This is a genomic window from Pseudomonas sp. P129, from assembly GCF_020312195.1.
GTDB lineage: Bacteria > Pseudomonadota > Gammaproteobacteria > Pseudomonadales > Pseudomonadaceae > Aquipseudomonas > Aquipseudomonas fragariae.
This window is the reverse complement of record NZ_JAGPYS010000004.1, coordinates 412205-436375: the sequence shown is the minus strand read 5'-3', so window position 1 is coordinate 436375 and position 24171 is coordinate 412205. Positions and strand designations below refer to the sequence as shown.

Sequence of the window (24171 nt, the reverse complement as noted above, 5' to 3'; positions counted from 1 at the left end):
TGGATGTAGGCCATAACGAAAAATGCTCCGTACCTTTCGATACGGAGCATTTTCTTTGACCGCTGCAAAGATTGCTAGGTTTTCACACAGTCTGCTAGGCGTCTTTTTTGCTGATTCACTAAGCCTGGTGGGTTTAGTGAATCAATGTTTGGAGCGGGAAACGAGACTCGAACTCGCGACCCCGACCTTGGCAAGGTCGTGCTCTACCAACTGAGCTATTCCCGCATTGTCTTGATGACGGGCGCTATTCTAGCGGTTCAGATAGCGGCGTCAAGCCTTTGATTCAAAAACTTATTTTTTTTCTGCAGTGGTCCTGAGGTGCGGCCACGCGGCTCTCAGGTATTGCACCATGGACCACAGGGTCAGCCCCGCAGCGATAAGCAGCAACGCATAGCCGAGAATGACCCACAGGGTGATGGCCGGCGGGTTGCCGAGCAGAATGACCAGCGCGAGCATCTGCGCCGCTGTCTTCCACTTGCCCATGTTGGAAACGGCAACCTGCGCACGCGCGCCGATTTCCGCCATCCATTCGCGGAGTGCAGAAATTACGATTTCACGGCCGATGATCACCGCTGCGGGCAGCGTCAGCCATAGATTGGCGTGCGCCTGAACCAGCAGCACCAATGCCACGGCCACCATCAGTTTGTCGGCTACCGGATCGAGAAAGGCGCCAAAGGGCGTGCTTTGTTCAAGACGGCGGGCCAGATACCCGTCGAGCCAGTCGGTCGCCGCAGCGAACGCAAAGACTGCACTGGCCGCCATGTAGCTCCAGTGATAAGGCATGTAGAACAACAAAATGAAGATCGGAATCAGTAAAACGCGTAGTACGGTGATCAGATTAGGGATATTCATCGGCACAACTGGCTACGAGGTGAACGAGCATTCTACTCGCTGTGCAGGTTTGCATAAATCGACTCTGCCAGCTTTTTGCTGATTCCGGGTGCTTTTGCTATCTCATCGATGCTGGCACGGGACAATTCCTGCAATCCGCCGAAATGCTTGAGCAGGTCACGACGCCGGGTCGGCCCGACACCCGCCACGCCCTCAAGGGTCGATGTGCGCCGGGTCTTGCCGCGGCGGGCACGGTGGCCGGTGATTGCGAAACGGTGTGCCTCGTCGCGAATCTGCTGGATAAGGTGCAGGGCCGGAGAGTCGCCGGGCAGCGTGAATTCATGTGCTGAGTCGTTCAGGTACAGGGTTTCGAAACCGGCCTTGCGCGTGGTGCCCTTGGCCACACCGAGCAGGATGAGCTCAGGAACCTGTAATTCATTGAGCACGTCGCGCGCCATGGACATCTGCCCCTTGCCGCCGTCCACCAGCAGCACGTCAGGCAACTTGCCCTCCCCGGCCTTGATGCGGCTGTAACGTCGGGTCAACGCCTGGTGCATGGCGGCATAGTCGTCGCCCGCCGTCACGCCTTCAATATTGAAACGCCGGTAATCGGACTTGATCGGGCCTTCGGGGCCGAACACCACGCACGACGCTACGGTCGCCTCACCGCTGGAGTGGCTGATGTCGTAGCATTCCAGGCGCATTGGCGGGTCTTCGAGCCCCAGCACCTTGGCCAGCGCTTCGAACCGCGACGCAACATGCTGACGGTTGGCCAGCCGCGCGGTCAGCGCCTGCTCGGCATTGGTAACCGCCATTTGCTGCCAGCGCGCCCGCGTGCCGCGCACGCGATGACTGATGACCATCTCGACGCCGCGCAGCTCTTCGACGGCGTCGACGAACGCAGGGAAATCGTCGTTGATGACATTGACGATGACTTCGCCGGGCAGCTCACGGTCGATGCCGCCGAGGAAATACTGAGCCAGGAATGCCGACATCACTTCGCCGACCTCCTCTTCTATGCCCACCTGCGGGAAGAAGTTCTTGCTGCCCAGCACCCGCCCGCCCCGCACGCTGATCAAGTGCACGCAGGCACCGCCAGGGTTGACGAACGCGGCGACCACATCGACATCGCCGGTGCCGCCATCCATGCTTTGCTGATCCTGGACGCGGCGCAACAAGGCCACCTGATCACGCAACTCGGCTGCGCGTTCGAAATCGAGCGCCATCGCGGCTTTTTCCATCGACGCGTTCAGCTCGTCGCTCAAGGCATTGCTGCGCCCTTCGAGGAACATTACCGAGTGACGTACGTCCTCGGCATACACCTCAGGCTCGACCAGCCCGACACACGGCCCTTTGCAGCGTTTGATCTGATATTGCAGGCAAGGACGGGTGCGGTTCTTGAAGTAGCTGTCCTCGCACTGCCGTACCTGGAAAGTCTTCTGCAGCAGACTGAGGCTCTCGCGAATCGCGCCCGCACTCGGGTAAGGCCCGAAATAGCGACCCTTGGCCTTCTTGGTGCCACGATGAATGCTCAGCCGCGGAAAGGCGTTGTCGGACAGAAACACATAGGGATAGGATTTATCGTCACGCAGGAGAATGTTGTACGGGGGCCGCCACTCCTTGATGAGGGTCTGCTCCAGCAACAGCGCTTCGGTTTCGTTGCCCGTGATGGTGGTTTCGATCTGGGCGATACGCGACACCAGCGCTCCGGTCTTGGGCGCGTGTCCGGTCTTGCGGAAGTAGCTGGCAAGACGCTTCTTGAGGTTCTTGGCCTTGCCGACGTAAAGCAGTGTGGCTTCGGCGTCGAACATACGGTAGACGCCGGGGCGACCGCTACAGGTCGCGAGAAATGCACTTGGATCAAATGTCTGGGTCATGTTCAGGCGCTGGCATCAACCATGCCGTGACGTACAGCGAGCAAAGCCAGTTCAACATCACTGCTGATCGAGAGCTTTTCAAAGATACGGTATCGGTAGGTATTAACGGTTTTCGGTGACAGGCACAGCTTGTCCGAGATGGTCTGGACTTTCTGACAGCCAACAATCATCAGGGCAATCTGGATCTCGCGCTCGGACAGCAGATCGAACGGCGAATTGTTGACCTGCGGCTGAAATGACTTCAATGCCAGTTGCTGGGCAATCTGCGGGCTGATGTAACGCTGACCGGCAAACACCAGGCGAATGGCCTGGACCATTTCAGCGAGCCCGGCGCCCTTGGTCATGTAACCGGCAGCGCCGGCCTGCAGCAAACGGGTCGGGAAAGGATCTTCTTCACAGACGGTGACAGCGACGACCTTGATATCCGGGTGGCTGCGCAGCATCTTGCGCGTCGCTTCCAGACCTCCGATACCCGGCATCTTGACGTCCATCAGCACGACGTCCGGCTTGAGCTCGCGCGCTTTTTTCAGGGATTCCTCGCCGGAATCGGCCTGTCCGACAACCTGCAGACCATCAATGTCGGCCAGCATGCGTGTGATGCCTGTCCGGACAAGATCATGGTCATCGACAACTAGCACCTTAATCAAGCAGACACCTCGCGCAACGGTCATAACGAATGCCAATCACCATAACAAAAACAACGAGGCAGACCTAGCACTGCGAACACCGTCTCACATCAATATGATGGCAGGCGCATCCGGGAGGGCTGCAAAAATCTCGACAGGACGGCGGAGCCGCGCGCGTCCCGGTCTTGTATCAGTTACCCGAAGGAAGCTTTGCAGTGCCCGGTGATGGCGCCGACAGCTCGGCAATTGTGGTGGTCAGGCGTCTGATAGCGTCCTGATCTTCCTTGCCCAGCACCCGGTAATTGCCCAGGATCTTTTCTTCGATGAGACTGAGATTGTCGATCGGCACCGGCGTTCGCGTCCCCGTTAACACATAGAGCACGTCAACACCTTTGGCCGCAACCGCAGCCAGGTAATCGGCCTTGGGCGCGCGATCGCCATTTTCATACTTACCCTGTGCGTTGGCCTCGACCCCTCCTATTTCGCCAAATGTACGCTGAGACATCCTCAGGCGCTCTCTTTCCTTTCTCAGCCGGCAACCGATTCCACTCATTTGAACCTATGATCCTGTCGAAGCCATCCTAACGAATGTTAGAATCCTGCGGAATTGAATAGATTTGAACGGTTTTGAACTATGCCCGGAATACGTAGCGCCGCACAAGCCAAGGCCTGGCTGGACCAACAGGGCAAATCTGTTCAGGAGTTCGCTCGTGAAAATTGCATTGATCCGGCGACCACTTACCAGGTACTGGCAGGACGCAAGAAAGGAAGGCGTGGTGAAGCGCATAAGGTAGCTGTACTGCTGGGCATGAAAATCGGGACGATCCCGAACTCGGAAGCCCTGCATGAAGAAGCACGTGAAGAGTAGCCGATTATTACCTGGTGAAAACTACCTGGCGACAACGCATCCCGGACAAAACGCCAAAGCCGTTGTCTTCACTCAGGTATACAGGGTTGCAGGTAAAATAGCTCGCCCGGATACCGCATGCCATCAACCGTTGAGCGGTTCGCTGTCGCTACCGGGATTCCACTTGCCTGCCTTCGCGAAAATCGATAATCCCGCTGATTGAATTTTCCAATTGAAGGCGCCTGCTTTCCTGAAGTAAGCTTGCGTTCAATCTACGGAGACCCACCATGCTGCAATTCACTTCACCGCCATTCGACGTTGCTACCGGCATTGCTTGCCGTGCACGCGCCGTGGCTGTGCAGATGGCTTCGGTGAGCGCATCCGTTGATTCTTATTATGGGTATTGGTTTAGCCACTGGCGCGCCTGATACCCATCCGGCGCCCACGTTAAGGGGACGCCAACCAGAGAATTCTCTAACCCCCGGTCGGCTTCCCGACCGGGGGTTTTGTTTTTTCAGGGAAACGTATTTCAACGGTCTGTTCCAGAACAGCCGTAAACAATCAACCTGCATCGCATCGAGGATCACGACATGAACTACGCCACTTATTACCGTAACGACATCGATTTTGCCTGGCGATTTAGCCACCTCCGTTCGGTACAGCCTGCCGCCTCCGTTCGGTCACTGCCAGGTGGCAAACACATACCCCCGGTTCTAGAAGCCCTTTGTCGAACACCCCAATAGGGTCTGCGCGGGAGCGTCCCGCCAGCCCAGGAAGCCAGAACATGAATTCGTCCGTTGCCGTAAACCCGTCCGATCTGTCCAGCCATGCCGTCAAACTGGCGGACAACAGCCCCGCCTCGAAACGCCTGCCAGGTACTCTGGAATTGAAGATGCGTCTGCCCCTCGACGCAGCGCTCACCGAACAGGTTGCCGGCCATCGCCGCGCCGTACGTGCCATCCTTGAAGGTCAAGACTCGCGACTGCTGGTCATCGTCGGCCCCTGCTCGATCCACGACCCTCGATCCGCCCTTGAATACGCTGAGCGACTGGCCGGCCTTGCCGCACAAGTCAGTGATCAGATGCTGCTGGTAATGCGCGCCTACGTCGAAAAACCGCGCACGACGGTGGGCTGGAAAGGCCTGGCTTACGATCCGCGCCTTGACGGCAGTGACGACATGGCCGAGGGCCTGACGCTGTCGCGGCAATTGATGCTGGAGGTGCTGGGCCTGGGCCTGCCGATCGCCACCGAGATACTGCAACCCATGGCGGCCGGCTACTTCGACGACCTGCTCAGTTGGGTCGCGATTGGCGCTCGGACCACCGAATCGCAGATCCATCGGGAAATGGCCAGCGGCCTGCCCATGGCCGTCGGTTTCAAGAACGGTACTGACGGCGGCGTGACGGTGGCCAGCGACGCGATGCGCTCGGCTGCGCATCCGCATCGCCACTTTGGTATGGACCGTCATGGCCACCCGGCGATTATCGAGACGCAAGGCAATCCGGATACGCACATCGTGCTACGCGGCGGCCACGGCGGGCCCAATTACGATCGCCAGAGTGTGGCCAAGGTGCAGGCGAGCCTGAGCAAGAATAATGTCGCGTCGCGAATCATGGTCGATTGCAGCCACGCCAACAGTGGCAAGGACCCGCTGCGTCAGCCAGGGGTGTTCGAGGACGTTCTGGAACAGCGCTTGTCAGGCAACACCTCGCTGATCGGCATGATGATCGAGAGCCACCTGTTCGACGGCTGCCAGGCATTGGGCGGGACGCTGCAGTACGGCGTTTCGGTCACCGACGGCTGCCTTGGCTGGGAAGGCACCGAACAACTGCTGCGTCGCGCGGTTGACCGTCTGCGTTACAGATAAACAGAGCGACGGAACTTTGTCGGGAAATACCGCACTGAATCCGGTAGGCTGTTTCTTTTTTTTCACAGGAGATTATTCCCCATGGCTAAAGCCACTGCCCGCCACATCCTTGTTTCGAGCGAAGAAAAATGCAACGAACTCAAGGCTCAGATCGAAGGCGGCGCTGATTTCGCAGAAATCGCCAAGGCCAATTCCAGCTGCCCGTCGAGCCGTCAAGGCGGTGACCTGGGTTCGTTCGGTCCAGGCCAGATGGTCAAGGAATTCGACACTGTCGTATTCAGCGCTCCGGTGAACACCGTTCAGGGTCCGGTAAAAACCCAATTCGGCTATCACCTGCTGGAAGTGACCAGCCGTCAGGACTGATCCTGCCGCGCCGGGTGCCAGACGGCTCATCTTCGGATGGGCCGTTTTTGTATGTGGTCGTTTTCAACAACACAGTGACCCGGCATGCGCGCCGTGGCTTGGCGAGGCGGCCATTTGTCTGTAGAAGATAGCGCGATGCAGGGCCATGAGCTCTGCCATGTTTTTTGTCTCCGCTGCACAGCCAGTCGCCTTTAACCCTGACGTTCGCCTGCGAACGTCAGTCAGGATTCGAGTCATGCGTTTTGTTTTTTCATCATTGCTCGCCTTGACGCTGACCTTCGTTGGCGCTGCCCAATCGCTGTCCGCAGCCCCGCAACACGCCCTGACCGTTTACGGCGAAGCTGCGCGCTATCCCGCTGACTTCAAGCACTTCGATTACGTGAACCCGGACGCGCCCAAAGGCGGCAGCATGCGCCGCTCGGCCATCGAGATCGGCCAGTTCGATCACCTGATGCCCTTCACTGACAAGGGCATGGGCGTTTCGCAGATCAACGGCATGCTCTATTCCCCACTGGCCACGCGCTCGATGGATGAGCCCTACACCGTCTACGGGCTTGTCGCCGAGAAAATGGAGCGTGGCGCGGATGGCCTCTCCCTGCGCTTTTACCTGAACCCGAAGGCACGTTTCGCGGACGGCACGCCGATTACTGCCAGTGACGTGAAGTACACCTACGAGCTGCTGATGACGCAGGGCAACCTGCAATACCGCACCCAGTTTGAAGCGGTCAAGGGCGTGGAGGTCGAATCGCCTTCGCAGGTCCGCTTCGACTTCAAGCAGAGCGATAACCGCACCCTGCCCCTCGACCTGGCTTCGCTGCCGGTATTCCCCGAACACTGGTGGAAAACCCGTGACTTCGCCAGCGGCGCCGGCTTTGAAATTCCGCCCGGCAGCGGGCCCTACCGGATCAGCCATGTGGACCCTGGCCGCACCGTTACCTTTGAGCGCGATGCGGACTGGTGGGGCAAGGACCTGCCGGTCAGCAAAGGCCTGTATAACTTCGACAGGTTCAGCATCGAATACTTCGGCGACACCGATGTTGCACGTACGGTACTCAAAGGCGGCGCCTACGATTACAACCGCGAGTTTTCGGCCACCGGCTATTCAATCCGCTATGACGGCCCGGCCCTCAGCGACGGACGCCTGCAGAAAGCCCAACTGGCCAGAGGCGCGGTGCAAAGCTCGCAGGGTTTCGTCTTCAACCTGAGCCGCCCCATGTTCCAGGACCGCCGCGTGCGCCAGGCGCTGTCGCTGCTCTGGGACTTTGAATGGACCAACCGGCAGATGATGCGCAACATGTACATCCGCCAGAACAGCTTCTTCTCCAACTCGGAGCTGGCCGCCAGCGAACTGCCCACGCCGGCTGAGCTTAAAATCCTCGAACCATTGCGCGGCAAAGTCCCCGACCAGGTGTTCGACAGCGTGTTCGAGACGCCCAAAACCGATGGCACAGGCTTCATTCGCGACAAGCAGCTGCAAGCGCTGGCCCTCATGGAGGAAGCAGGCTGGACGCCAAAGGGCGATGAGCTGGTGAATGCCCAGGGCGAACCCTTCAGCTTCACTTTTCTCAATGCACAAACAGGTTTCGAGCGGATGCTGCTGCCCTACAAACGCACCCTGGCGCAGATCGGTATCCACTTCGACATTCGCCGCATCGATGCCGCGCAATACCTCAACCGCGTCATGGCCCGCGATTACGACATGATCGTCACCGGCGACCCGGTCTCGACATCGCCCGGTGCCGAGCTGTACAGCAGTTTCGGCTCCAAAGTGGCGATGGACCCTGGTTCGAGCAATTACATGGCGCTGCAAGAACCCGCCGTCGATGCGCTGATTGCCGGCCTGCTCAAGGCCGACAGCAAGCAGACCATGACCGACTACGCCCATTGCCTGGACCGGGTACTGCAGTGGAACTACTACTGGATTCCCAACTATTATCCGCCAGGCTCTTCAACCGTCTGGTGGAACCGTTTCGGCATCCCGAAAATTCAGGCCAGCAATAACGAAGCTATCGAAACATGGTGGGAAATCAGCCCGACACCGCTGACCAACGAGCAATTTGCTGAAAAACGCGGCGCTTCAGCCATTGTTTCGGAGATGCAGTGAATGCTTGGCTATATTCTGCGGCGCCTGCTGCTGATCATCCCTACCCTGCTGTGCATTCTGCTGGTCAACTTTTTCATCGTCCAGGCCGCTCCGGGTGGGCCTGTGGAGCAGGCCATCGCTCGCCTGCAAGGGATCGGCGGTGCCACCGTGGGCGCAGGTGCCAGCGAGTCCGCCGGGGCCGGTCACTCCAAAGCGTCCCGCGGGCTGGACCCGGCTTTGATCAAGCAGATCGAACGTCAATACGGTTTCGACAAACCGCTGCACGAACGTCTCTGGCTGATGCTGAAGAACTACGCCCGACTGGATTTCGGCAGCAGTTTCTTTCGCGGCGCTACGGTGACCGACCTCATTCTGCAGAAAATGCCGGTGTCGATATCGCTGGGGCTCTGGGCGACGTTGCTGACCTACCTGGTGTCGATCCCGCTGGGGATTCGCAAAGCAGTCAAACACGGCAGCCAGTTCGATATCTGGAGCAGCACCGCCATCATCATCGGCTACGCCATGCCAGCCTTCCTGTTCGCCATGCTGCTGGTGGTGGTGTTCTGTGGCGGCACGTCGCTGAACTGGTTTCCGGTGCGCGGACTGGTCTCGGACAACTTCGAGCAACTGACCACGATCGGCAAGATCGCTGACTATTTCTGGCACCTCGCGCTGCCGGTCTTGGCGCTGGTGATTGGTGGCTTTGCCACGCTGACCCTGCTGACCAAACATTCCTTTCTCAACGAAATCACCCGCCAGTACGTGACCACGGCCCGCGCCAAGGGCATGAGCGAGCGGCGGGTGCTGTATGGCCATGTGTTTCGTAATGCCATGTTGCTGGTGGTGTCGGGCATTCCGCAGGCGTTCATCAGCGTGTTCTTTGCCGGGTCGCTGCTGATCGAGGTGATCTTCTCGCTGGATGGCCTGGGCCGCATGAGCTATGAAGCCGCTGTGTCGCGGGACTATCCGGTGGTGTTCGGCTCGTTGTTCATCTTCACCGTGTTCGGCCTGCTGATAAAACTGATCGGCGATATCTGCTACACGCTGGTCGACCCCAGAATCGACTTCAGCGCGAGGAATGCATGATGCGCAGCCTTTCGCCGCTGGCCCGTCGTCGCCTGGAACGCTTTCGCAGCAATCGCCGCGGCTGGTGGTCGCTGTGGCTGTTCTGCGGACTGTTTGCCCTGACCCTGGGTGGCGAACTGATCGCCAATGACAAACCGCTGCTGGTCAGCTATCAGCACTCGCTCTATTTCCCGGTGTTCAAGCGTTATACCGAGCAGCAATTCGGCGGCGAGCTGCCCTTCCAGCCCGATTACCGCAGCGACTACGTGCGTACGCTGATCAGCAAAGGTGACGGCTGGATGCTGTTCCCGCCTATTCCGTTCAGTGACGACACGCCCAACTATGACCTGACCACCCCTGCCCCCAGCCCGCCCTCTGCAGAAAACTGGCTCGGCACCGATGAACAGGCGCGCGACGTCATGGCGCGGGTGATCTTCGGCGCCCGGGTATCGATCCTGTTTGCGCTGGCGCTGACCTTTATCAGCGCATTGATCGGCATCAGCGCCGGGGCGTTGCAGGGCTATTACGGCGGCTGGGTCGACCTGTTCGGTCAGCGACTGCTGGAGGTCTGGTCAGGCCTGCCGGTGCTGTACCTGCTGATCATCCTGTCAGGCTTCGTCGAACCCGATTTCTGGTGGCTGCTGGGCATCATGGCGCTGTTTTCCTGGCTGACCCTGGTCGATGTGGTGCGCGCCGAGTTTCTGCGCGGCCGCAACCTCGAATACGTCAAGGCCGCCCGCGCGCTCGGTCTGGGCGACCGAAAAGTGATCATGCGCCACATCCTGCCCAACGCAATGACTGCGACGTTGAGCTATCTGCCGTTCATCCTTACCGGCGCCATCTCGACCCTCACCGCGCTGGATTTTCTGGGCTTCGGCATGCCTGCCGGCAGCGCGTCGCTGGGCGAACTGATCGCCCAGGGCAAGCAGAACCTGCAAGCGCCCTGGCTGGGGCTGACGGCGTTCTTTACCCTCGCGTTGATCCTGACGCTGCTGGTATTCATAGGCGAGGCGCTGCGTGATGCCTTCGACCCGAGGTCCTGACATGTCGGAAAACCTGATCGAAATCCGCGACCTGAGCGTCGCCTTCAACGGGCAAAAAGTGGTCAGCAACCTGAGCCTGGATGTGCGCCGCGGCGAGTGCCTGGCACTGGTCGGCGAGTCCGGTTCCGGCAAGTCGGTTACCGCGCATTCGATCCTGCAATTGCTGCCCCGCAGCGGCACCCTGACCACGGGCAGCATCACCTACCGGGGTCAACAGCTGGTGGGGGCCGACGACCGCACCCTTCGCGAGCTGCGTGGCAACCGGATTGCGATGATTTTCCAGGAACCAATGACCTCGCTGAACCCGCTGCACAGCGTAGCCAAGCAAATCGGCGAGACATTGTTGCTGCATCGCGGCGTCAGTGGGCGTGAAGCGCAGAAACGCATTGTCGAGCTGCTGGAGCTGGTCGGTATTCAGCAGCCGGAAAAACGCCTGAAAGCCTATCCGCACGAACTCTCCGGAGGCCAGCGTCAGCGGGTGATGATTGCCATGGCACTGGCCTGCGAGCCGGAGCTGCTGATTGCCGACGAGCCGACCACTGCGCTGGACGTCACGGTGCAACGCAAGATCCTCCTGCTGCTCAAGGAGCTGCAGCAGCGCCTGAACATGTCGCTGCTGTTGATCAGCCATGACTTGAATCTGGTGCACAGCGTCGCTCAGCGCGTCTGCGTGATGCGCGCCGGCGAAATCGTCGAGCAGTCCGATTGCAAGTCGCTGTTCAAGTCGCCTCAGCATCCTTATAGCCGACTGCTGCTGGACGCCGAACCTGCCGGCGAACCGCTGCCACGCGACACCCGGGAAACGGTGCTGCAAGTCGACAACCTGAAGGTCTGGTTTTCCCTGACCGGCGGCATCCTGCGGCGGCACAGGGAATACCTCAAGGCGGTGGATGACATCAGCCTGAGCATCGAGCGCGGCAAGACCCTGGGTATCGTCGGTGAGTCGGGTTCCGGCAAGTCGACCCTGGGTCAGGCGATCCTGCGTCTGCTGGAGTCACGCGGCAGTATCCGCTTTGGCGGGCAGGCGCTGGATGGCCTGAGTCAGAAACAGATGCGCCCGTGGCGTAAAGAGATGCAAGTGGTCTTTCAGGACCCTTACGGCAGCCTCAGCCCGCGCATGTCGGTGGCGCAGATCATCAGTGAGGGGCTGGAGGTGCACAGCCAGTACAACCCGGCGAAATGCGATGCAGAGGTCATTCGGGCGCTGGAAGAAGTCGGCATCGACCCGCAGAGTCGGCATCGCTACCCCCATGAATTTTCCGGTGGCCAGCGTCAGCGCATCGCCATTGCCCGGGCGCTGGTGCTGAAACCCGCACTGATTCTGCTCGATGAGCCGACATCGGCGCTGGACCGTACCGTACAGAAACAGGTCGTGGCGCTGCTGCGCGAACTTCAGGAAAAGCATGGCCTGACGTATCTGTTCATCAGCCATGACCTGGCAGTGGTCAAAGCCCTCGCCCACGACGTGATCGTGGTCAAGGATGGCAAAGTCGTCGAGCGTGGCGCGAGCCATGATGTCTTCGAGGCACCGCAACATCCCTACACGCAGGAATTGCTGGCGGCCGCGCATCCGGAATGATCTGGCCCACAACGAAGCTTCTGCCCGGGGGGCGTAGGAGCGTCTCCGATTTACGCCTGCGGACCCGGCGCGTCATCATCGACCAGCCCCCACTCGGCGGTGCTTGCCGTGCTGCTGCCGGTCGGGGCCGGCGGCGGTGTGGTGAGGCTCCCGGCGCCGCCTTCACTGTGCAGTTTGAGGCGCAGGCGCACGTTGTTCTGCGAGTCGGCGTTCTTGAGGGCTTCTTCTTCGCTGATCGCCCCTTCGACGGCCAGATTGAACAGCGCCGAGTCGAACGTCTGCATACCGAGGCTGCCGGACTTCTCCATGATGCCCTTGAGTTCGGTCAGTTCATTGCGCTGGATCAGGTCGCGAATGGTCGGCGTGCCCATCATCACTTCCACCGCCGCGCGGCGCTTGCCATCCGGTGTTCTGACCAGTCGCTGGGAGACGAATGCCTTGAGGTTGTTGCCCAGGTCATGCAGCAACTGCGCGCGACGCTCTTCCGGGAAGAAATTGATGATCCGGTCCAGCGCCTGATTGGCGTTGTTGGCGTGCAGGGTCGAGATCGCCAGGTGGCCGGTGTCGGCAAACGCCAGCGCGTGCTCCATGGTCTCGCGATCACGAATCTCGCCGATCAGAATCACATCCGGCGCCTGGCGCAGCGTGTTTTTCAATGCCGCATGGAAGCTGCGGGTATCGACCCCGACTTCGCGCTGGTTGACGATCGATTTCTTGTGGCGATGGATGAACTCGACCGGGTCCTCAATGGTGATGATATGGCCGCTGGCGTTGCGGTTACGGTAGTCGATCAGCGCCGCCAATGAGGTCGACTTGCCCGAACCCGTGGCCCCGACAAACAGCACCAGACCGCGCTTTTCCATGATCACGTCGAGCAGCACGGGCGGCAGGAACAGGTCTTCGAAACGCGGGATGTCCAGTTTGATATTCCGCGCGACGATGGACACTTCGTTGCGCTGCATAAAGATATTGATCCGGAACCGGCCGATGCCCGCCATCGAAACGGCGAGGTTCATCTCCAGTTCGCGTTGAAACTCGAGCTTCTGTTCTTCGTCCATCAGCCCCTGGGCAATGACTGCGACCTCCCCCGGCTTGAAGGTTTCGCTGCCCAGTGGCTTGAGCACACCGTTGAACTTGGCGCACGGTGGCGCTCCGGTGGAGAGGTACAGGTCCGATCCGTCCTGACTGGCCAGAATCTTCAACAGCGCCGGGAAATCCATAATCAATACCGTACAAAATGAAGTAAAGAGACCACGACCGTCAGGACAGCACGTGTGACGCGCGGGCGTCGCTCAGCAAGAGCAGGCATAATGGCAGCCTTTTGCAGCAGGTGATATTGCGACATGAAAGCCCAAGCCCGCCATATTCTGGTGAAGACCGCCGAAGAGGCAGAACAGCTCAAGCTGCGCATTGCCAAGGGTGAGGCGTTTGACGTGCTGGCTAAAAAGCATTCTAGCTGCCCGTCCGGCAAACGTGGCGGCGATCTGGGCGAAGTCAGGCCTGGGCAAATGGTCGGCGCCATCGATCAGGTGATCTTCAAAAAGCCGCTGCGCATCGTGCATGGGCCAATCAAGAGCAAATTCGGCTATCACCTGGTGCAGGTGTTCTATCGCGACTGACGCACAGGTCAAAAGCTGAAAAACCCCGAACCGAGCGCGGTTCGAGGTTTTTCGGGCATCGGCCAGCGCGCTGATCAGTTCGGCGAAATGGCGCCGTCTACCAGCACTTGAGCTTCTGCCACCAGACGCTTGAGGTGATCTTCGCTGACAAAGCTCTCGGCGTAGATCTTGTAGATGTCCTCGGTGCCTGAAGGGCGCGCCGCAAACCAGCCATTTTCGGTCATGACCTTGACGCCACCGAACGCCTGATCGTTGCCCGGTGCATTGCTCAGCACCTGCTGAATAGGCTCGCCCGCCAGTTCAGTGGAAGTCACCTGCTCCGGCGACAGCTTGCTCAGCAGTGCCTTCTGTTGCGGGTTGGCCTTGGCATCGACGCGGGTCGAAAACGGCTCGCCCAGTTCTTCAGTCATGGTCTTGTAGATCTGGCTCGGGTCGCGACCGGTACGCGCGGTCATTTCCGCAGCCAGCAAGGCCGGAATCAGACCGTCCTTGTCAGTGGTCCAGACCGTACCGTCGCGGCGCAGGAACGAGGCGCCGGCGCTTTCTTCACCGCCAAAACCCAGCGAGCCCTCGAACAGCCCCTGAGCGAAGTATTTGAAGCCGACCGGCACTTCGTACAGGCGACGGCCCAGGCGCTTGGCCACCCGATCGATCATGCCGCTGCTGACCACGGTCTTGCCGACCGCTGCATCGGCACGCCACTCGGGACGGTTCTGAAACAGGTAATCGATGGACACGGCGAGGTAGCTGTTGGGCGTCATCAGTCCACCTGACGGGGTCACGATGCCGTGGCGGTCGTGATCCGGATCGCAGGCAAATGCAACCTGATAACGGTCCTTGAGACCGATCAGGCTTTGCATCGCGTGGCTGGAGGACGGGTCCATGCGAATCTGGCCATCCCAGTCGACGGTCATGAAGCGGAACGTAGGGTCGACAAATTTATTGACCACATCCAGATTCAGGCCGTAATGCTCGCCAATCGCCGACCAGTAATTCACTCCGGCGCCGCCCAGCGGGTCGACACCAAGACGCAGGCCCGAGTTGCGGATGGCGTCCATGTCGATCACGTTCTTCAGGTCGGCCACGTAGGTGTTGACGTAATCATGGCGGTGCGTGGTATCGGCACGCAGCGCTTTTTCATGGCTGATGCGTGAAACGCCAGTGACGTTCTCGGCCAGCAGTTCGTTGGCCTTGTTCTCGATCCACTTGGTGACATCACTGTCGGCCGGGCCGCCATTGGGCGGGTTGTACTTGAAGCCACCGCTTTGCGGCGGGTTGTGCGACGGCGTAATGACGATGCCGTCCGCCAACCCTGAGGTACGGCCGCGGTTGTAGCAGATAATCGCGTGGGAAACCGCAGGCGTCGGGGTGTATTCGTCACCTTGCGAAATCATCACCTGCACGCCATTGGCGGCCAGCACTTCAAGCGCGGTGGCTGCGGCCGGGGTCGACAGCGCGTGGGTATCGGCCCCCAGAAACAACGGGCCGTCGATGCCGTTGGCCTTGCGGTAAAGGCAGATCGCCTGACTGATAGCCAGCACGTGCCATTCGTTGAAACCCAGGTCAAACGACGTGCCACGGTGCCCGGAAGTGCCGAACGCAACACGTTGAGTGGGCACCGATGCATCGGGCTGGCCGGTGTAGTAAGCCGTGACCAGTCTCGGAATATCGACCAGTAACTGCGCAGGTGCCAGCTTGCCGGCGAAAGGACTGAGACTCATACAACCTCCACGAAGAAATGAAATACGGAGAAAAAATAAAGACTTGCTGCAGCTGCCAAGATGATCGATGCCGCAGTTTACTGGCAGTTCGACAGCGCCGCTTGAGTATTGATCCCCGGCATCTGCTTCTGTTTCAGCTCAATCGCCAAAACGGCAACCGAGCTCAGGCCATCGACGTTTCGGGCCGCCACCACGCTGGAAACAACTGCTTCACCTTGTGCTCGGCAAAACGGTCATCGATGAGCATCACCACACCACTGTCACTCTGGCTGCGGATAACCCGCCCCGCAGCCTGCACCACCTTCTGCACGCCGGGGTAAAGGTAGGTGTAGTCGTAACCGGCACCGAACAGCGCCGCCATGCGCTGCTTGAACTGTTCGTTGACCGGATTGAGCTGAGGCAGCCCCAGGGTGGCGATGAACGCGCCGATCAGGCGTGCGCCCGGCAAGTCGATACCTTCACCAAACGCGCCGCCCAGCACGGCAAAACCGATGCCCTGACTGCTCAGGGTGAACCGGTCGAGAAACGCGTGGCGCTCACTCTCGCCCATCCCCCGTGCCTGCAGCCAGAGGCTGATGTGCGGGTGGGTGCGCGCCATCAGCTCGGCGACCTGCTGCAGGTAATCGAAACTGCTGAAGAACGCCAGGTAATTGCCCGGCCGAGCATCGAACTGCTTGGCCATCAGTTCGACAATCGGCGCCAGCGAAGCCTGACGATGAGTGAAGCGAGTGGAAATGCGACTGACGATGCGCACATCGAGCTGATCGTGGTGAAACGGCGATTCCACATCGATCCATGCGGTATTGGCCGGCAATCCCAGCAGGTCCGCGTAATAGTGGCGCGGGTTGAGCGTTGCGGAAAACAGTACCGTGCTGCGCGCAGCGGTCAGGCGCGGGCGGATGAAACGCGCAGGGACGACGTTGCGCAGGCTGAGGCGCGACAGAACGCGCTTGCCGCCCGCCTCGCGCCGGGTGATGTCGAAAATGAAATGCTCATCGAACAGCTCGGCGATGCGCGCAAAGCCGATGGCGTCCAGGTAGAACCCCTGCAACGTGCCATCCACGGCCTGCGGGTGCTCGTTGAAATGATCACCGATGGTCGAGATGCTCTGGTTGAGGCTGCCGATGAATTTTTCCGGTGCTGCCGAATAAGCCTGATAGGTACCGGGCTGTGCCTTGTGCAGCGCATTCCATTGGCGATCCAGGCGCTGCAAGGCTTTTTTCACCGGTTCCGGCGCTGTCTGGATCAAGGCTTTCAGCTGGCTCTGGTCAAGGCTCGCGCTGTACATCTGGCGTGCCCGCTCGACCATGTTGTGGGCTTCATCGACCAGCACCGCAACGCGCCACTGATTGAGCTGACCGAGGCCGAACAACAGCGCGCTCAGGTCAAAGTAATAGTTGTAGTCCGCGATGACCACGTCAGCCCAGCGCGCCAGTTCCTGGCTCAAATAATACGGGCAAACCTGATGCTGCAAGGCGACATCGCGTACGCCCGCCTGATTCAGCCACGGCGACGTCAACGCCGCCGAGCGAGCGGCTGGCAGACGATCATAAAAGCCGCTGGCCAGCGGACAGGAATCACCATTACAGGCCTTGTCCGGATGCTCGCAGGCCTTGTCACGCGCCACCAGCTCAAGGACCCGCAGCTTCAGCTCCGGCGCACTGTGATTGATGACTTTCAGTGCATCCAGTGCCAGGCGACGCCCTGGTGTCTTGGCGGTGAGAAAGAAAATCTTGTCGAGCTTCTGGCCGGGTGCGGCCTTGAGCAAGGGAAACAGCGTGCCCACCGTTTTGCCGATACCGGTCGGGGCCTGAGCCATCAGGCAACAGCCGGTACTGACGGCCTTGTACACCGACTCGGCCAGCACCCGCTGCCCGGTACGGAAGGACGCGTGAGGGAATTTCAGGCTGCCCAGCGTCGTGTGCAGCGCCTGCGTATGCGCCAGCTCCTGCTGCGCCCAGCCGAGGAATATCGTGCACTGTCGTTCGAAGAACGCTTGCAACGTGGCCGCACTGAACGGCTCGCGAATCAGGGTTTCCTGCTCGCTGACAATGTTGAAATACACCAAGGCCAGCGTCACTTCCTCAAGCTGCAGGCGCTGGCAAAGCAGCCAGCCGTAGACCTTCACCTGCGCCCAGTGCAACTGACGGTGGTTGGCGGGCATCGCGTCGAGTTCACCGCGATAGGTTTTCACCTCTTCCAGTTGATTGCGACTGGCGTCATAGCCGTCCGCCCTGCCCCTTACCGTCAGCTCGCGATAATCACCACTCAACGACAGCTCGGCCTGGTAATCGGCACCGCGCCGCGCGGCGACCGTGCGGTGCCCGGCAATGCCTTCCTGAGCCGTGGGTGACGGCGTGAAGCGCAGGTCGAGGTCGCCCACCTTGGCGGTAAACTCGCACAACGCGCGCACGGCGACGACATAACGTGCAGGCAGGTCGCTGGCGAGGACAGGCTCGGGATCAGGGTTTACGGGGGCGTTCGGGGTCACTGCGCTGGGGAGCCGTTGGTTGTGAATACTGGACAGGCGTCCAGTTAACAACCTTGCACCATGTCTGGCAAACACAAATGGATCGACGGCCTGCCATGTCGACGCCTATGGCAGACGAGCGTGACTTAATGCCTCTGCCAGCGCGCCCAGCAGCCTGGCAGGTTCACGGGTCCAGTCAGTCGCATAGCTGACCCACAGATGTTGCGAGTAGCGGTTCTGCAAAGTGAACAGCTCGCCAGGACTGACGACGATCGACTGGGCCAGCAACGTAACGAAGACCTGACGCATGTCCACCCGGTACGCACTCTCGGCCCACACGCCGCAGCCGCCCTCGGGCAGCTGATAGCGCAGTGTCCCGCCGGTCTGTTCATCCAGTTGCTGCGTCATCGCCTGCATGCGTCTGCTCAGCGTCTCTCGCAACGCCAGCAGATGCCTGTCCAGACGCCCGCTGCTGCATAACCTGGCGATGGCCCTTTGCCGAAGCGGCGGCAGTTCGAATGCTCGCAGGCAGAAATACTGCTGCCAATGCGCATCCAGGCTTTTGCACAGCAGGTAAGCATAGGGCGCTTCAGGCCCGAGGCTCTTCTCGAATCCGCCGATGATCACCAGCCGCTGCGGGTCGATCCAGTCGCGCAAGGGGGCCTGCCCGGCAGCAAATTGCAGCCCGGCGTGACTGTCGTTTTCCAACACCCAGACCTGATGACGATTGAGCACTTCGGCGACAGCCTGGCTGTTGTCTTGCGGACGCACACTGCCTCGCACCGGGTTCAGCAGCGAGGGCAATACGGCAAGGCCGATGTCATGGCCGCGCAATACGCCGTCAAGCCGGGCCGCATCAAGGCTGCCGGTCTCATCCAGCGGCAGCTCGATAACCCGGATGTCGAACGATTGCAGCAGGCGCAGCAACGCCCAGGCACAGGGCGATTCCACCAGTACCGTGCCACCGCGCAGCCGCAGCGTGCCAAGCACCGCCTTGAATGCGCCATGAAAGTCAGCGGCAACATAGACATTGTCAGCGTGCCAGCAATGCGCTGCATCGTGGGTGTAACGGGCGGCAATTGCCGTGCGAAGTTCCAGCTCGCCGAATGGCTGAAAAACCGGGTCCCGCGGGGGCGGGTAATGCCTGCCCAGCTCGCGCTCCATCGCCGGCAGCGGACTGTCCTGGGCGAGCAAAAGCGCCGGCTCATCGCAACCCAGCAACGCCATGCCGGGACGCCGGGCGTTGGCGTACAGGGCCTGCAAAAGATCGCCGTCTGCGTCAGGCACTACGTGACCGTGCGCATTCAAGCTGCGCGGTACCGAGTAATAACCCGATTTGGGCAGCGAATAGACGCGCCCTTCCTTTTCCAGCAATGAATAGGCGCTTTGCACCGTCGATATCGATACGTTCAGGCGCTGCGCCAGCTGTCGCAGTGACGGCATTTTCAGCGCCGGCTCGCCCTGCTGCTGGTCAACCAGACGCACCAGGTAGCGGTAGACCGCCTGATAGGCGAAATCCGTGTTGTTTTTCATGCAGGTACCCGCCGCTCAACCAGAACAGGCTTCAGAACATCGCTGCATGACCAACGCCGTTTACCGACAGCAGTCATGTTTGGCGACCGGATCAGCGTCCCGAGAGCATCTCGGCCACTGCCTGCCCCGTCGCCGGATCAACGGTCATGATCCGGCGCTTGTCGGGGTCGGCAGCGCGGATTCTGGCGATGATTGACTGCGGGTCGTCGAAGTTCACCCGCTGCTTGCCGTAGAGGTTGTGCAACGACTTGAGGCTCAAACCGCTGATATCCACCAGCCACTGCATGACCTGATCCGGCGCCGTCGAACCCGACAGCGCCTTGTGCAGATCCGGCAGCGCTACCAGCATCCCAGGGTGGCAACTGCGCAGAAACGACTCCAGCCCATGGCCATGATCCACGAACGGCGAAAACAGCATGCACACCAGTTGAGTCTCGTTCAGGCCGAAGCCCTCCTGAGCGAAGCTCGATGCCAGCTCGCGGCGCGCCTCGATGCGCGCCCGACCGGCATAAGCGCTCAGCGTCTGGTCGATCAATCGTGGCGGCATCTGCTTTCTGCGCATCAGTGACGTCGCCAGTTCAAGGTATTCGGCGATCCCGTCGGCATAAGTACGCGCTTGCAGGTACTGCGCCGTCAGGCCGCGCATGTGGGCCATCAACAAAGGGTTGGCGCAATCGGATTCACTGAAGCTGAACGACAGATCATCGAAGCGGAAATCGAGGAATTCGGTCAGCAGGTTCCAGTGTTCGTCCGCCTTGCAACTGACCAGATCGGCAATGGTGATGAACGCCGGCGAGCTGCTTTTTTCAGGCAGCGCCATGGCTCGGCTTGCGGGCGTGCTGTCATCGCCCTCACCGTACAGCTCGTGGTAGTAGGCCTGGCCAATCGTATCGATGACATTGAGCACGCTGGCCAGCGTCTGCTTGCCCCAACTGCCCGAGTATTGCCCGGTACGCTGGGCCAGACGCATGATCCAGGTCGCGTACTGACGCTGCTCTCTGAGCGAATCGCCACTGACCACCGCATCAACCCCACTGCCCCAGCTCAGGGCGCGCCCCAGAAACTCCGCCAGCCCGAGGTAACAGGTATTGCAAAACGTGGTGCGGGCGTCGCCAGCAGACAGGTGCCCACCCAGCAGCATGTCCAGACGATTCTGCTCACGCCCCGCGCTGGAAAAAGGCAGGTCCGGCTCGAAGGCCTGGGTGTACTGATTGTCGATCACCAACATCTCGACACGCGGGTCGTCGTAGAGAAACAACGCAGAATAGGTGCGGTTGATGTTATCCATCACCGCATGAGTCATGCCCGCGTGACGCCGATTGGCAACCCGCAGGCTGAATGTACCGGGCGAGCGGCAGGCAATACTCAACTGGGCAGCGCGCAAAAAGGCCAGTGTGTAGGCACTGTCCTTGCCACCACCGAACGCCACCAGCACCTTGAAGCCGGAAATTCGCTCAATGCCGCCAGCCGCCACAATCAGGCGCTGGATCAACAACTGCAGCGCAGTGCGCTCTGCTCGCGAGAAGTATCCCAACAAGCGTTGCAACACTTGCTGGTAGACATAATTCATTGCCTGTTCGTGGATAGAACTCATTGTGTGTCACCTGCCTGTCGCTCAAGACATGACACGGTGCAGACAGCACATTGAACATCAAGCTGACAACCCAATTTATAGTCGAGCATGACTCATTCCCTGAGTGGTAATTACCGACGCATTATCAGTATCTTTAAAACAATTACAATAGACAGTTTGCATTGAAAAACAGTGCAGTTCAGGGCGAACTTTCAACTGATTAAACACGCTGTTTAAAGGTGTCACCGAACGCCGGCGACAAGCGATTCCCTTTGAACTTAACAGCCTGCAACCCCAGCAGCCAGGCCGCTCAGGCGTCACCACAGGCTGCCGGGCACCCGCCGCCGTTAATATTTCATTCTGACGCGTAGGACATGATATTTATAATATCGCTTTCACTGACAGAACTCATACACTCAAATAAACAATCACGTCGACCCTGTTGCGGGTTTTTATTGTCACTGTTCATTCACAGTTCTGCACGTCTCGGCAAACTGACAGGTGCATCATTCGACGTCGTTTAATGCCTGGCGGCTCTTTTGCAATATGGAATGCAAAAAGCCTTCCGTTCGGAAGGCTTTTCAATAACCCGCGCTGACAAGGAGGTGATGAATCAGACCGCCTCGACTTCCAGCACCGCACGCCCGCCAATCGGGCAGACATCCATGTAACGGTGCGCCTGCACTACCTGGTCGAACGGAAAGCTGCGCGTCTGCAATGGCATAAGCACCTTGTCGCGAGTCATCTGGTTGATGTCCTGCAAGGCACGCTGCAGCGCTTCTTGATCCTGGGTAATGCCCAGCTCGGGCTTGCCGGTGAAATTGCCCAGGCAATGCACGTAGAACTGGATGTTCTTCTGAAATGCGGCACAGGCCGGGAACGGTGTCTGATTACCGCCTTGCAGGCCATACAGCACCAGACTGCCACGCGGCGCAAGCACATCGCCCATGATCGACATCTGCGGACCGCCAAGACCATCGAAGACGGCATCGACACCACGGTTGTCGGTGTACTTGTTGATCGCCATCAACAAGTCCTGTTCTTCGGTGACCACCACCTTGTCGGCCCCCAGGGACAGCAGGTACTCGCGGGCGTCTTCGGTCTTGGTCGCGGCGATGACCCGAGCCCCCAGCGCCTTGCCCAACTGCACGAATGCAGGGCCGGAGCAGTGGCTGGCGTCGGTGACCAGTACGGTCTGCCCGGACTTGATACGCGCCAGATCAACGTATGCAAAGTAAGCCACCAGATACGGCGTGTAATGCACGCTGGCCTGGACCGGCGTCAGCGCATCCGGATAGCGGGTCAGCGCCCGACGCGGCATGACGATGGATTCGCCATAGACCGGGTGCTGATTGGCGTCGGCAGCAGGAAAACTGGCGACCTTGTCGCCCACTTGCAGATCATCCACACCGTCGCCCAGCGCGGTAACCACGCCAGCCATCTCATAACCCAGACCGGCAGGCAGCCGGGCATGGGTAGCCGCGAGATTTTGCCGCCAAAGAACGTCGTACCAGCTGACACCGATGGCCTGAACACGCACCTGTACCTCGCCGGTGACAGGCGACGCGACAGGATGCTCTTCGACTTTGAGCACCTCGGCCGGGCCAAACTGGTGGAAACGGATCGTGCGGGACATTTAGAACCTCGCCTGGTGAACCTTGATGCCACAAACTTTATCCGGGCATTGCCGGCAACACCATCGGTGGCTATTAATAGTCGACATGCCTGTCATCGATTGTGTCCTGTGCGCTGCACGGCGCAGCCAGACAGCGTCCGGGCGTCGATGCGCGTAATGGCCGCCATTGTTCGCATGTCGACGAAACATTGCAAGCCGTGTGGACATTCAGTAACCCCCACAGTAATTTTCGCTGCGCCCGACCCGCATTTGCTCGTACTATCGCACCCTGCTCACGTCCTCAACCGACAAATGGCCCGAGATATTCCGCATGAATCGCAACGACCTGCGTCGCGTCGACCTCAATTTGCTCATCGTTTTCGAGACTCTGATGCATGAGCGCAGTGTCACGCGTGCGGCGGAAAAGCTGTTTCTCGGTCAGCCGGCAATCAGCGCTGCGCTGTCGCGGCTACGCGGCCTGTTCGATGATCCACTGTTCGTGCGCACCGGGCGCAGCATGGAGCCCACCGCCCGAGCGACGGAAATCTTCGCCCTGCTCTCCCCGGCACTCGACTCCATCTCGACAGCGGTCAGCCGTGCCTCGGAGTTCGACCCGGCGACCAGCACCTCGGTGTTCCGCATCGGCCTGTCCGATGACGTCGAGTTCGCACTGTTGCCTACCCTGCTCAAGCGTCTGCGCTCTGAAGCGCCGGGCATTGTGCTGGTGGTCAGACGGGTCAATTACATCCTCATGCCACCCCTGCTCGCCTCCGGAGAGATTTCGGTCGGCGTCAGCTACACCCAGGACCTGCCCGCCAACGCCAAGCGCAAGGTCCTGCGCAGGAGCAAGCCGCAATTGCTGCGCGCCGACTCCATACCCGGCCCGTTGAGCCTCGACGACTTCTGCGCCCGCCCCCACGCACTGGTCTCCTTCGCCGGCGACCTGAGCGGCTTCATCGACGAACATCTGGAAAAACTCGACCGCAAACGCCACGTCGTCCTCGCCGTGCCCCAGTTCAACGGCCTGGCCACACTGCTCACCGGCACCGACATCATCGCCACCGTGCCCGACTATGCGGCGCAGGTCCTGACTGCCGCGGGAGGCGTTCGCTCTGAAGACCTGCCGATTGAAACCCGAACGTTCGAACTGCACATGGCCTGGCGCGGCGCGCAGGATAATGACCCCGGGGAGCGTTGGTTGAGGTCGCGGATTCAGATGTTTTTTGGGGATCCGGATAGTCTTTAGGGGGCGTTGGGCAGGCTGTTTAGCTGGTTATTTCTGGCTTTTCATAGGTCATGGAGATGCAGTACTGCGCACGACACCTGGTATCAAAAATACGACAGCTGCACGGCAGCTATTTCCGGACGGGCGTTGTAAATACGGTATGCGATTTTGGTGTCCTGGCTCCAACCACAGATCAACTCAAATAGCATCGACAGTAGCGCTATTAGCTAAACT

At 59.8% G+C, this 24171-nt stretch carries 21 protein-coding genes and 1 tRNA gene; 11 read left to right on the top strand and 11 right to left on the bottom strand.

Going from position 1 to position 24171, the window contains the following annotated elements:
* Window positions 1-149: 149 nt before the first annotated feature.
* From KBY02_RS13875 to KBY02_RS13855, 5 genes are all read right to left on the bottom strand, one after another.
* A tRNA-Gly gene (locus KBY02_RS13875) sits at window positions 150-225 on the bottom strand.
* Between the two features lie 66 nt (window positions 226-291).
* Window positions 292-852, bottom strand: a complete 561-nt coding sequence (gene pgsA / locus KBY02_RS13870; protein WP_003400851.1) for a CDP-diacylglycerol--glycerol-3-phosphate 3-phosphatidyltransferase — start codon at window positions 850-852, stop codon at window positions 292-294.
* A gap of 32 nt (window positions 853-884) precedes the next feature.
* The gene (gene uvrC, locus KBY02_RS13865; protein ID WP_003400849.1) at window positions 885-2708 is read right to left on the bottom strand and encodes an excinuclease ABC subunit UvrC; all 1824 of its coding nucleotides are present in this window, start codon (window positions 2706-2708) and stop codon (window positions 885-887) included.
* A gap of 2 nt (window positions 2709-2710) precedes the next feature.
* A complete protein-coding gene (uvrY, locus tag KBY02_RS13860) occupies window positions 2711-3355 on the bottom strand; it encodes a UvrY/SirA/GacA family response regulator transcription factor (protein ID WP_002553344.1) in 645 nt (214 codons plus the stop codon).
* Between the two features lie 169 nt (window positions 3356-3524).
* A complete protein-coding gene (locus tag KBY02_RS13855) occupies window positions 3525-3839 on the bottom strand; it encodes a helix-turn-helix domain-containing protein (RefSeq protein ID WP_003400847.1) in 315 nt (104 codons plus the stop codon).
* A 129-nt stretch (window positions 3840-3968) separates the two neighbouring features.
* Between KBY02_RS13855 and KBY02_RS13850 the strand changes: the two genes are divergently transcribed.
* The 9 genes from KBY02_RS13850 (at window position 3969) to KBY02_RS13810 (ending at window position 12181) form a co-directional block, all read left to right on the top strand.
* Window positions 3969-4202, top strand: a complete 234-nt coding sequence (locus KBY02_RS13850) for a DNA-binding protein (protein ID WP_003400846.1) — start codon at window positions 3969-3971, stop codon at window positions 4200-4202.
* Window positions 4180-4404 carry a hypothetical protein gene (locus KBY02_RS13845; RefSeq protein ID WP_141251105.1) on the top strand — a complete coding sequence of 75 codons (225 nt, stop codon included), beginning with the start codon at window positions 4180-4182 and terminating at the stop codon, window positions 4402-4404. Before KBY02_RS13850 ends, KBY02_RS13845 begins: the two co-directional genes overlap by 23 nt.
* Window positions 4405-4468: 64 nt before the next feature.
* Window positions 4469-4609 carry a hypothetical protein gene (locus KBY02_RS13840; protein WP_158226673.1) on the top strand — a complete coding sequence of 47 codons (141 nt, stop codon included), beginning with the start codon at window positions 4469-4471 and terminating at the stop codon, window positions 4607-4609.
* A gap of 356 nt (window positions 4610-4965) precedes the next feature.
* Window positions 4966-6048, top strand: coding sequence for a 3-deoxy-7-phosphoheptulonate synthase (locus KBY02_RS13835; RefSeq protein WP_096134898.1), 1083 nt, complete (start codon window positions 4966-4968; stop codon window positions 6046-6048).
* An 81-nt stretch (window positions 6049-6129) separates the two neighbouring features.
* Window positions 6130-6411: a peptidylprolyl isomerase gene (locus KBY02_RS13830; protein WP_002553340.1), complete on the top strand. Its 282-nt coding sequence runs from the start codon at window positions 6130-6132 to the stop codon at window positions 6409-6411.
* A gap of 235 nt (window positions 6412-6646) precedes the next feature.
* Entirely contained in the window at window positions 6647-8515 is a 1869-nt protein-coding gene (locus tag KBY02_RS13825; RefSeq protein WP_225650573.1) for an extracellular solute-binding protein, read from the top strand.
* Window positions 8516-9580, top strand: a complete 1065-nt coding sequence (locus KBY02_RS13820; protein ID WP_003400842.1) for a microcin C ABC transporter permease YejB — start codon at window positions 8516-8518, stop codon at window positions 9578-9580.
* Window positions 9580-10602 (top strand): ABC transporter permease, encoded by a 1023-nt coding sequence (locus KBY02_RS13815; RefSeq protein ID WP_225650580.1) that lies wholly within the window; start codon window positions 9580-9582, stop codon window positions 10600-10602. Before KBY02_RS13820 ends, KBY02_RS13815 begins: the two co-directional genes overlap by 1 nt.
* A 1-nt stretch (window position 10603) precedes the next feature.
* Window positions 10604-12181, top strand: coding sequence for an ABC transporter ATP-binding protein (locus KBY02_RS13810; RefSeq protein WP_225650579.1), 1578 nt, complete (start codon window positions 10604-10606; stop codon window positions 12179-12181).
* Window positions 12182-12231: 50 nt separating this feature from the next.
* On the opposite strand, the gene KBY02_RS13805 is transcribed toward KBY02_RS13810, so the two are convergent.
* Window positions 12232-13401, bottom strand: coding sequence for a PilT/PilU family type 4a pilus ATPase (locus KBY02_RS13805; RefSeq protein ID WP_003400837.1), 1170 nt, complete (start codon window positions 13399-13401; stop codon window positions 12232-12234).
* Between the two features lie 123 nt (window positions 13402-13524).
* Between KBY02_RS13805 and KBY02_RS13800 the strand changes: the two genes are divergently transcribed.
* Window positions 13525-13800 carry a peptidylprolyl isomerase gene (locus tag KBY02_RS13800; RefSeq protein WP_003400836.1) on the top strand — a complete coding sequence of 92 codons (276 nt, stop codon included), beginning with the start codon at window positions 13525-13527 and terminating at the stop codon, window positions 13798-13800.
* 74 nt (window positions 13801-13874) lie between these two features.
* On the opposite strand, the gene pgm is transcribed toward KBY02_RS13800, so the two are convergent.
* From pgm to KBY02_RS13775, 5 genes are all read right to left on the bottom strand, one after another.
* The gene (gene pgm, locus KBY02_RS13795) at window positions 13875-15521 is read right to left on the bottom strand and encodes a phosphoglucomutase (alpha-D-glucose-1,6-bisphosphate-dependent) (protein WP_011268077.1); all 1647 of its coding nucleotides are present in this window, start codon (window positions 15519-15521) and stop codon (window positions 13875-13877) included.
* Between the two features lie 163 nt (window positions 15522-15684).
* Window positions 15685-18012 carry an ATP-dependent DNA helicase gene (locus KBY02_RS13790; protein ID WP_032657338.1) on the bottom strand — a complete coding sequence of 776 codons (2328 nt, stop codon included), beginning with the start codon at window positions 18010-18012 and terminating at the stop codon, window positions 15685-15687.
* Window positions 18013-18117: 105 nt separating this feature from the next.
* Window positions 18118-19524, bottom strand: a complete 1407-nt coding sequence (locus KBY02_RS13785; RefSeq protein ID WP_104652739.1) for a PLP-dependent aminotransferase family protein — start codon at window positions 19522-19524, stop codon at window positions 18118-18120.
* Window positions 19525-19615: 91 nt separating this feature from the next.
* A complete protein-coding gene (locus KBY02_RS13780; RefSeq protein ID WP_225650572.1) occupies window positions 19616-21118 on the bottom strand; it encodes a hypothetical protein in 1503 nt (500 codons plus the stop codon).
* Window positions 21119-21710: 592 nt separating this feature from the next.
* Complete coding sequence (locus KBY02_RS13775) at window positions 21711-22733, bottom strand: zinc-dependent alcohol dehydrogenase family protein (protein ID WP_003400830.1); 1023 nt, start codon at window positions 22731-22733, stop codon at window positions 21711-21713.
* Window positions 22734-23043: 310 nt separating this feature from the next.
* On the opposite strand from KBY02_RS13775, the gene KBY02_RS13770 reads away from it, so the two are divergent.
* On the top strand, window positions 23044-23958 hold the full coding sequence (locus KBY02_RS13770; protein ID WP_003347707.1) for a LysR substrate-binding domain-containing protein: 915 nt from the start codon (window positions 23044-23046) through the stop codon (window positions 23956-23958).
* The last annotated feature ends 213 nt before the right edge of the window (window positions 23959-24171 follow it).

Coding starts and splice junctions, on each gene's coding strand:
- pgsA (WP_003400851.1), bottom strand. CDS start 852: ATGAATATCCCTAATCTGATCACCGTACTACGCGTTTTACTGATTCCG.
- KBY02_RS13785 (WP_104652739.1), bottom strand. CDS start 19,524: ATGAAAAACAACACGGATTTCGCCTATCAGGCGGTCTACCGCTACCTG.
- KBY02_RS13835 (WP_096134898.1), top strand. CDS start 4,966: ATGAATTCGTCCGTTGCCGTAAACCCGTCCGATCTGTCCAGCCATGCC.
- KBY02_RS13770 (WP_003347707.1), top strand. CDS start 23,044: ATGAATCGCAACGACCTGCGTCGCGTCGACCTCAATTTGCTCATCGTT.
- KBY02_RS13780 (WP_225650572.1), bottom strand. CDS start 21,118: ATGAGTTCTATCCACGAACAGGCAATGAATTATGTCTACCAGCAAGTG.
- KBY02_RS13820 (WP_003400842.1), top strand. CDS start 8,516: ATGCTTGGCTATATTCTGCGGCGCCTGCTGCTGATCATCCCTACCCTG.
- pgm (WP_011268077.1), bottom strand. CDS start 15,521: ATGAGTCTCAGTCCTTTCGCCGGCAAGCTGGCACCTGCGCAGTTACTG.
- KBY02_RS13825 (WP_225650573.1), top strand. CDS start 6,647: ATGCGTTTTGTTTTTTCATCATTGCTCGCCTTGACGCTGACCTTCGTT.
- KBY02_RS13845 (WP_141251105.1), top strand. CDS start 4,180: ATGAAGAAGCACGTGAAGAGTAGCCGATTATTACCTGGTGAAAACTAC.
- KBY02_RS13850 (WP_003400846.1), top strand. CDS start 3,969: ATGCCCGGAATACGTAGCGCCGCACAAGCCAAGGCCTGGCTGGACCAA.
- KBY02_RS13815 (WP_225650580.1), top strand. CDS start 9,580: ATGCGCAGCCTTTCGCCGCTGGCCCGTCGTCGCCTGGAACGCTTTCGC.
- KBY02_RS13800 (WP_003400836.1), top strand. CDS start 13,525: ATGAAAGCCCAAGCCCGCCATATTCTGGTGAAGACCGCCGAAGAGGCA.
- KBY02_RS13775 (WP_003400830.1), bottom strand. CDS start 22,733: ATGTCCCGCACGATCCGTTTCCACCAGTTTGGCCCGGCCGAGGTGCTC.
- KBY02_RS13810 (WP_225650579.1), top strand. CDS start 10,604: ATGTCGGAAAACCTGATCGAAATCCGCGACCTGAGCGTCGCCTTCAAC.
- KBY02_RS13840 (WP_158226673.1), top strand. CDS start 4,469: ATGCTGCAATTCACTTCACCGCCATTCGACGTTGCTACCGGCATTGCT.
- KBY02_RS13855 (WP_003400847.1), bottom strand. CDS start 3,839: ATGTCTCAGCGTACATTTGGCGAAATAGGAGGGGTCGAGGCCAACGCA.
- KBY02_RS13830 (WP_002553340.1), top strand. CDS start 6,130: ATGGCTAAAGCCACTGCCCGCCACATCCTTGTTTCGAGCGAAGAAAAA.
- uvrC (WP_003400849.1), bottom strand. CDS start 2,708: ATGACCCAGACATTTGATCCAAGTGCATTTCTCGCGACCTGTAGCGGT.
- KBY02_RS13805 (WP_003400837.1), bottom strand. CDS start 13,401: ATGGATTTCCCGGCGCTGTTGAAGATTCTGGCCAGTCAGGACGGATCG.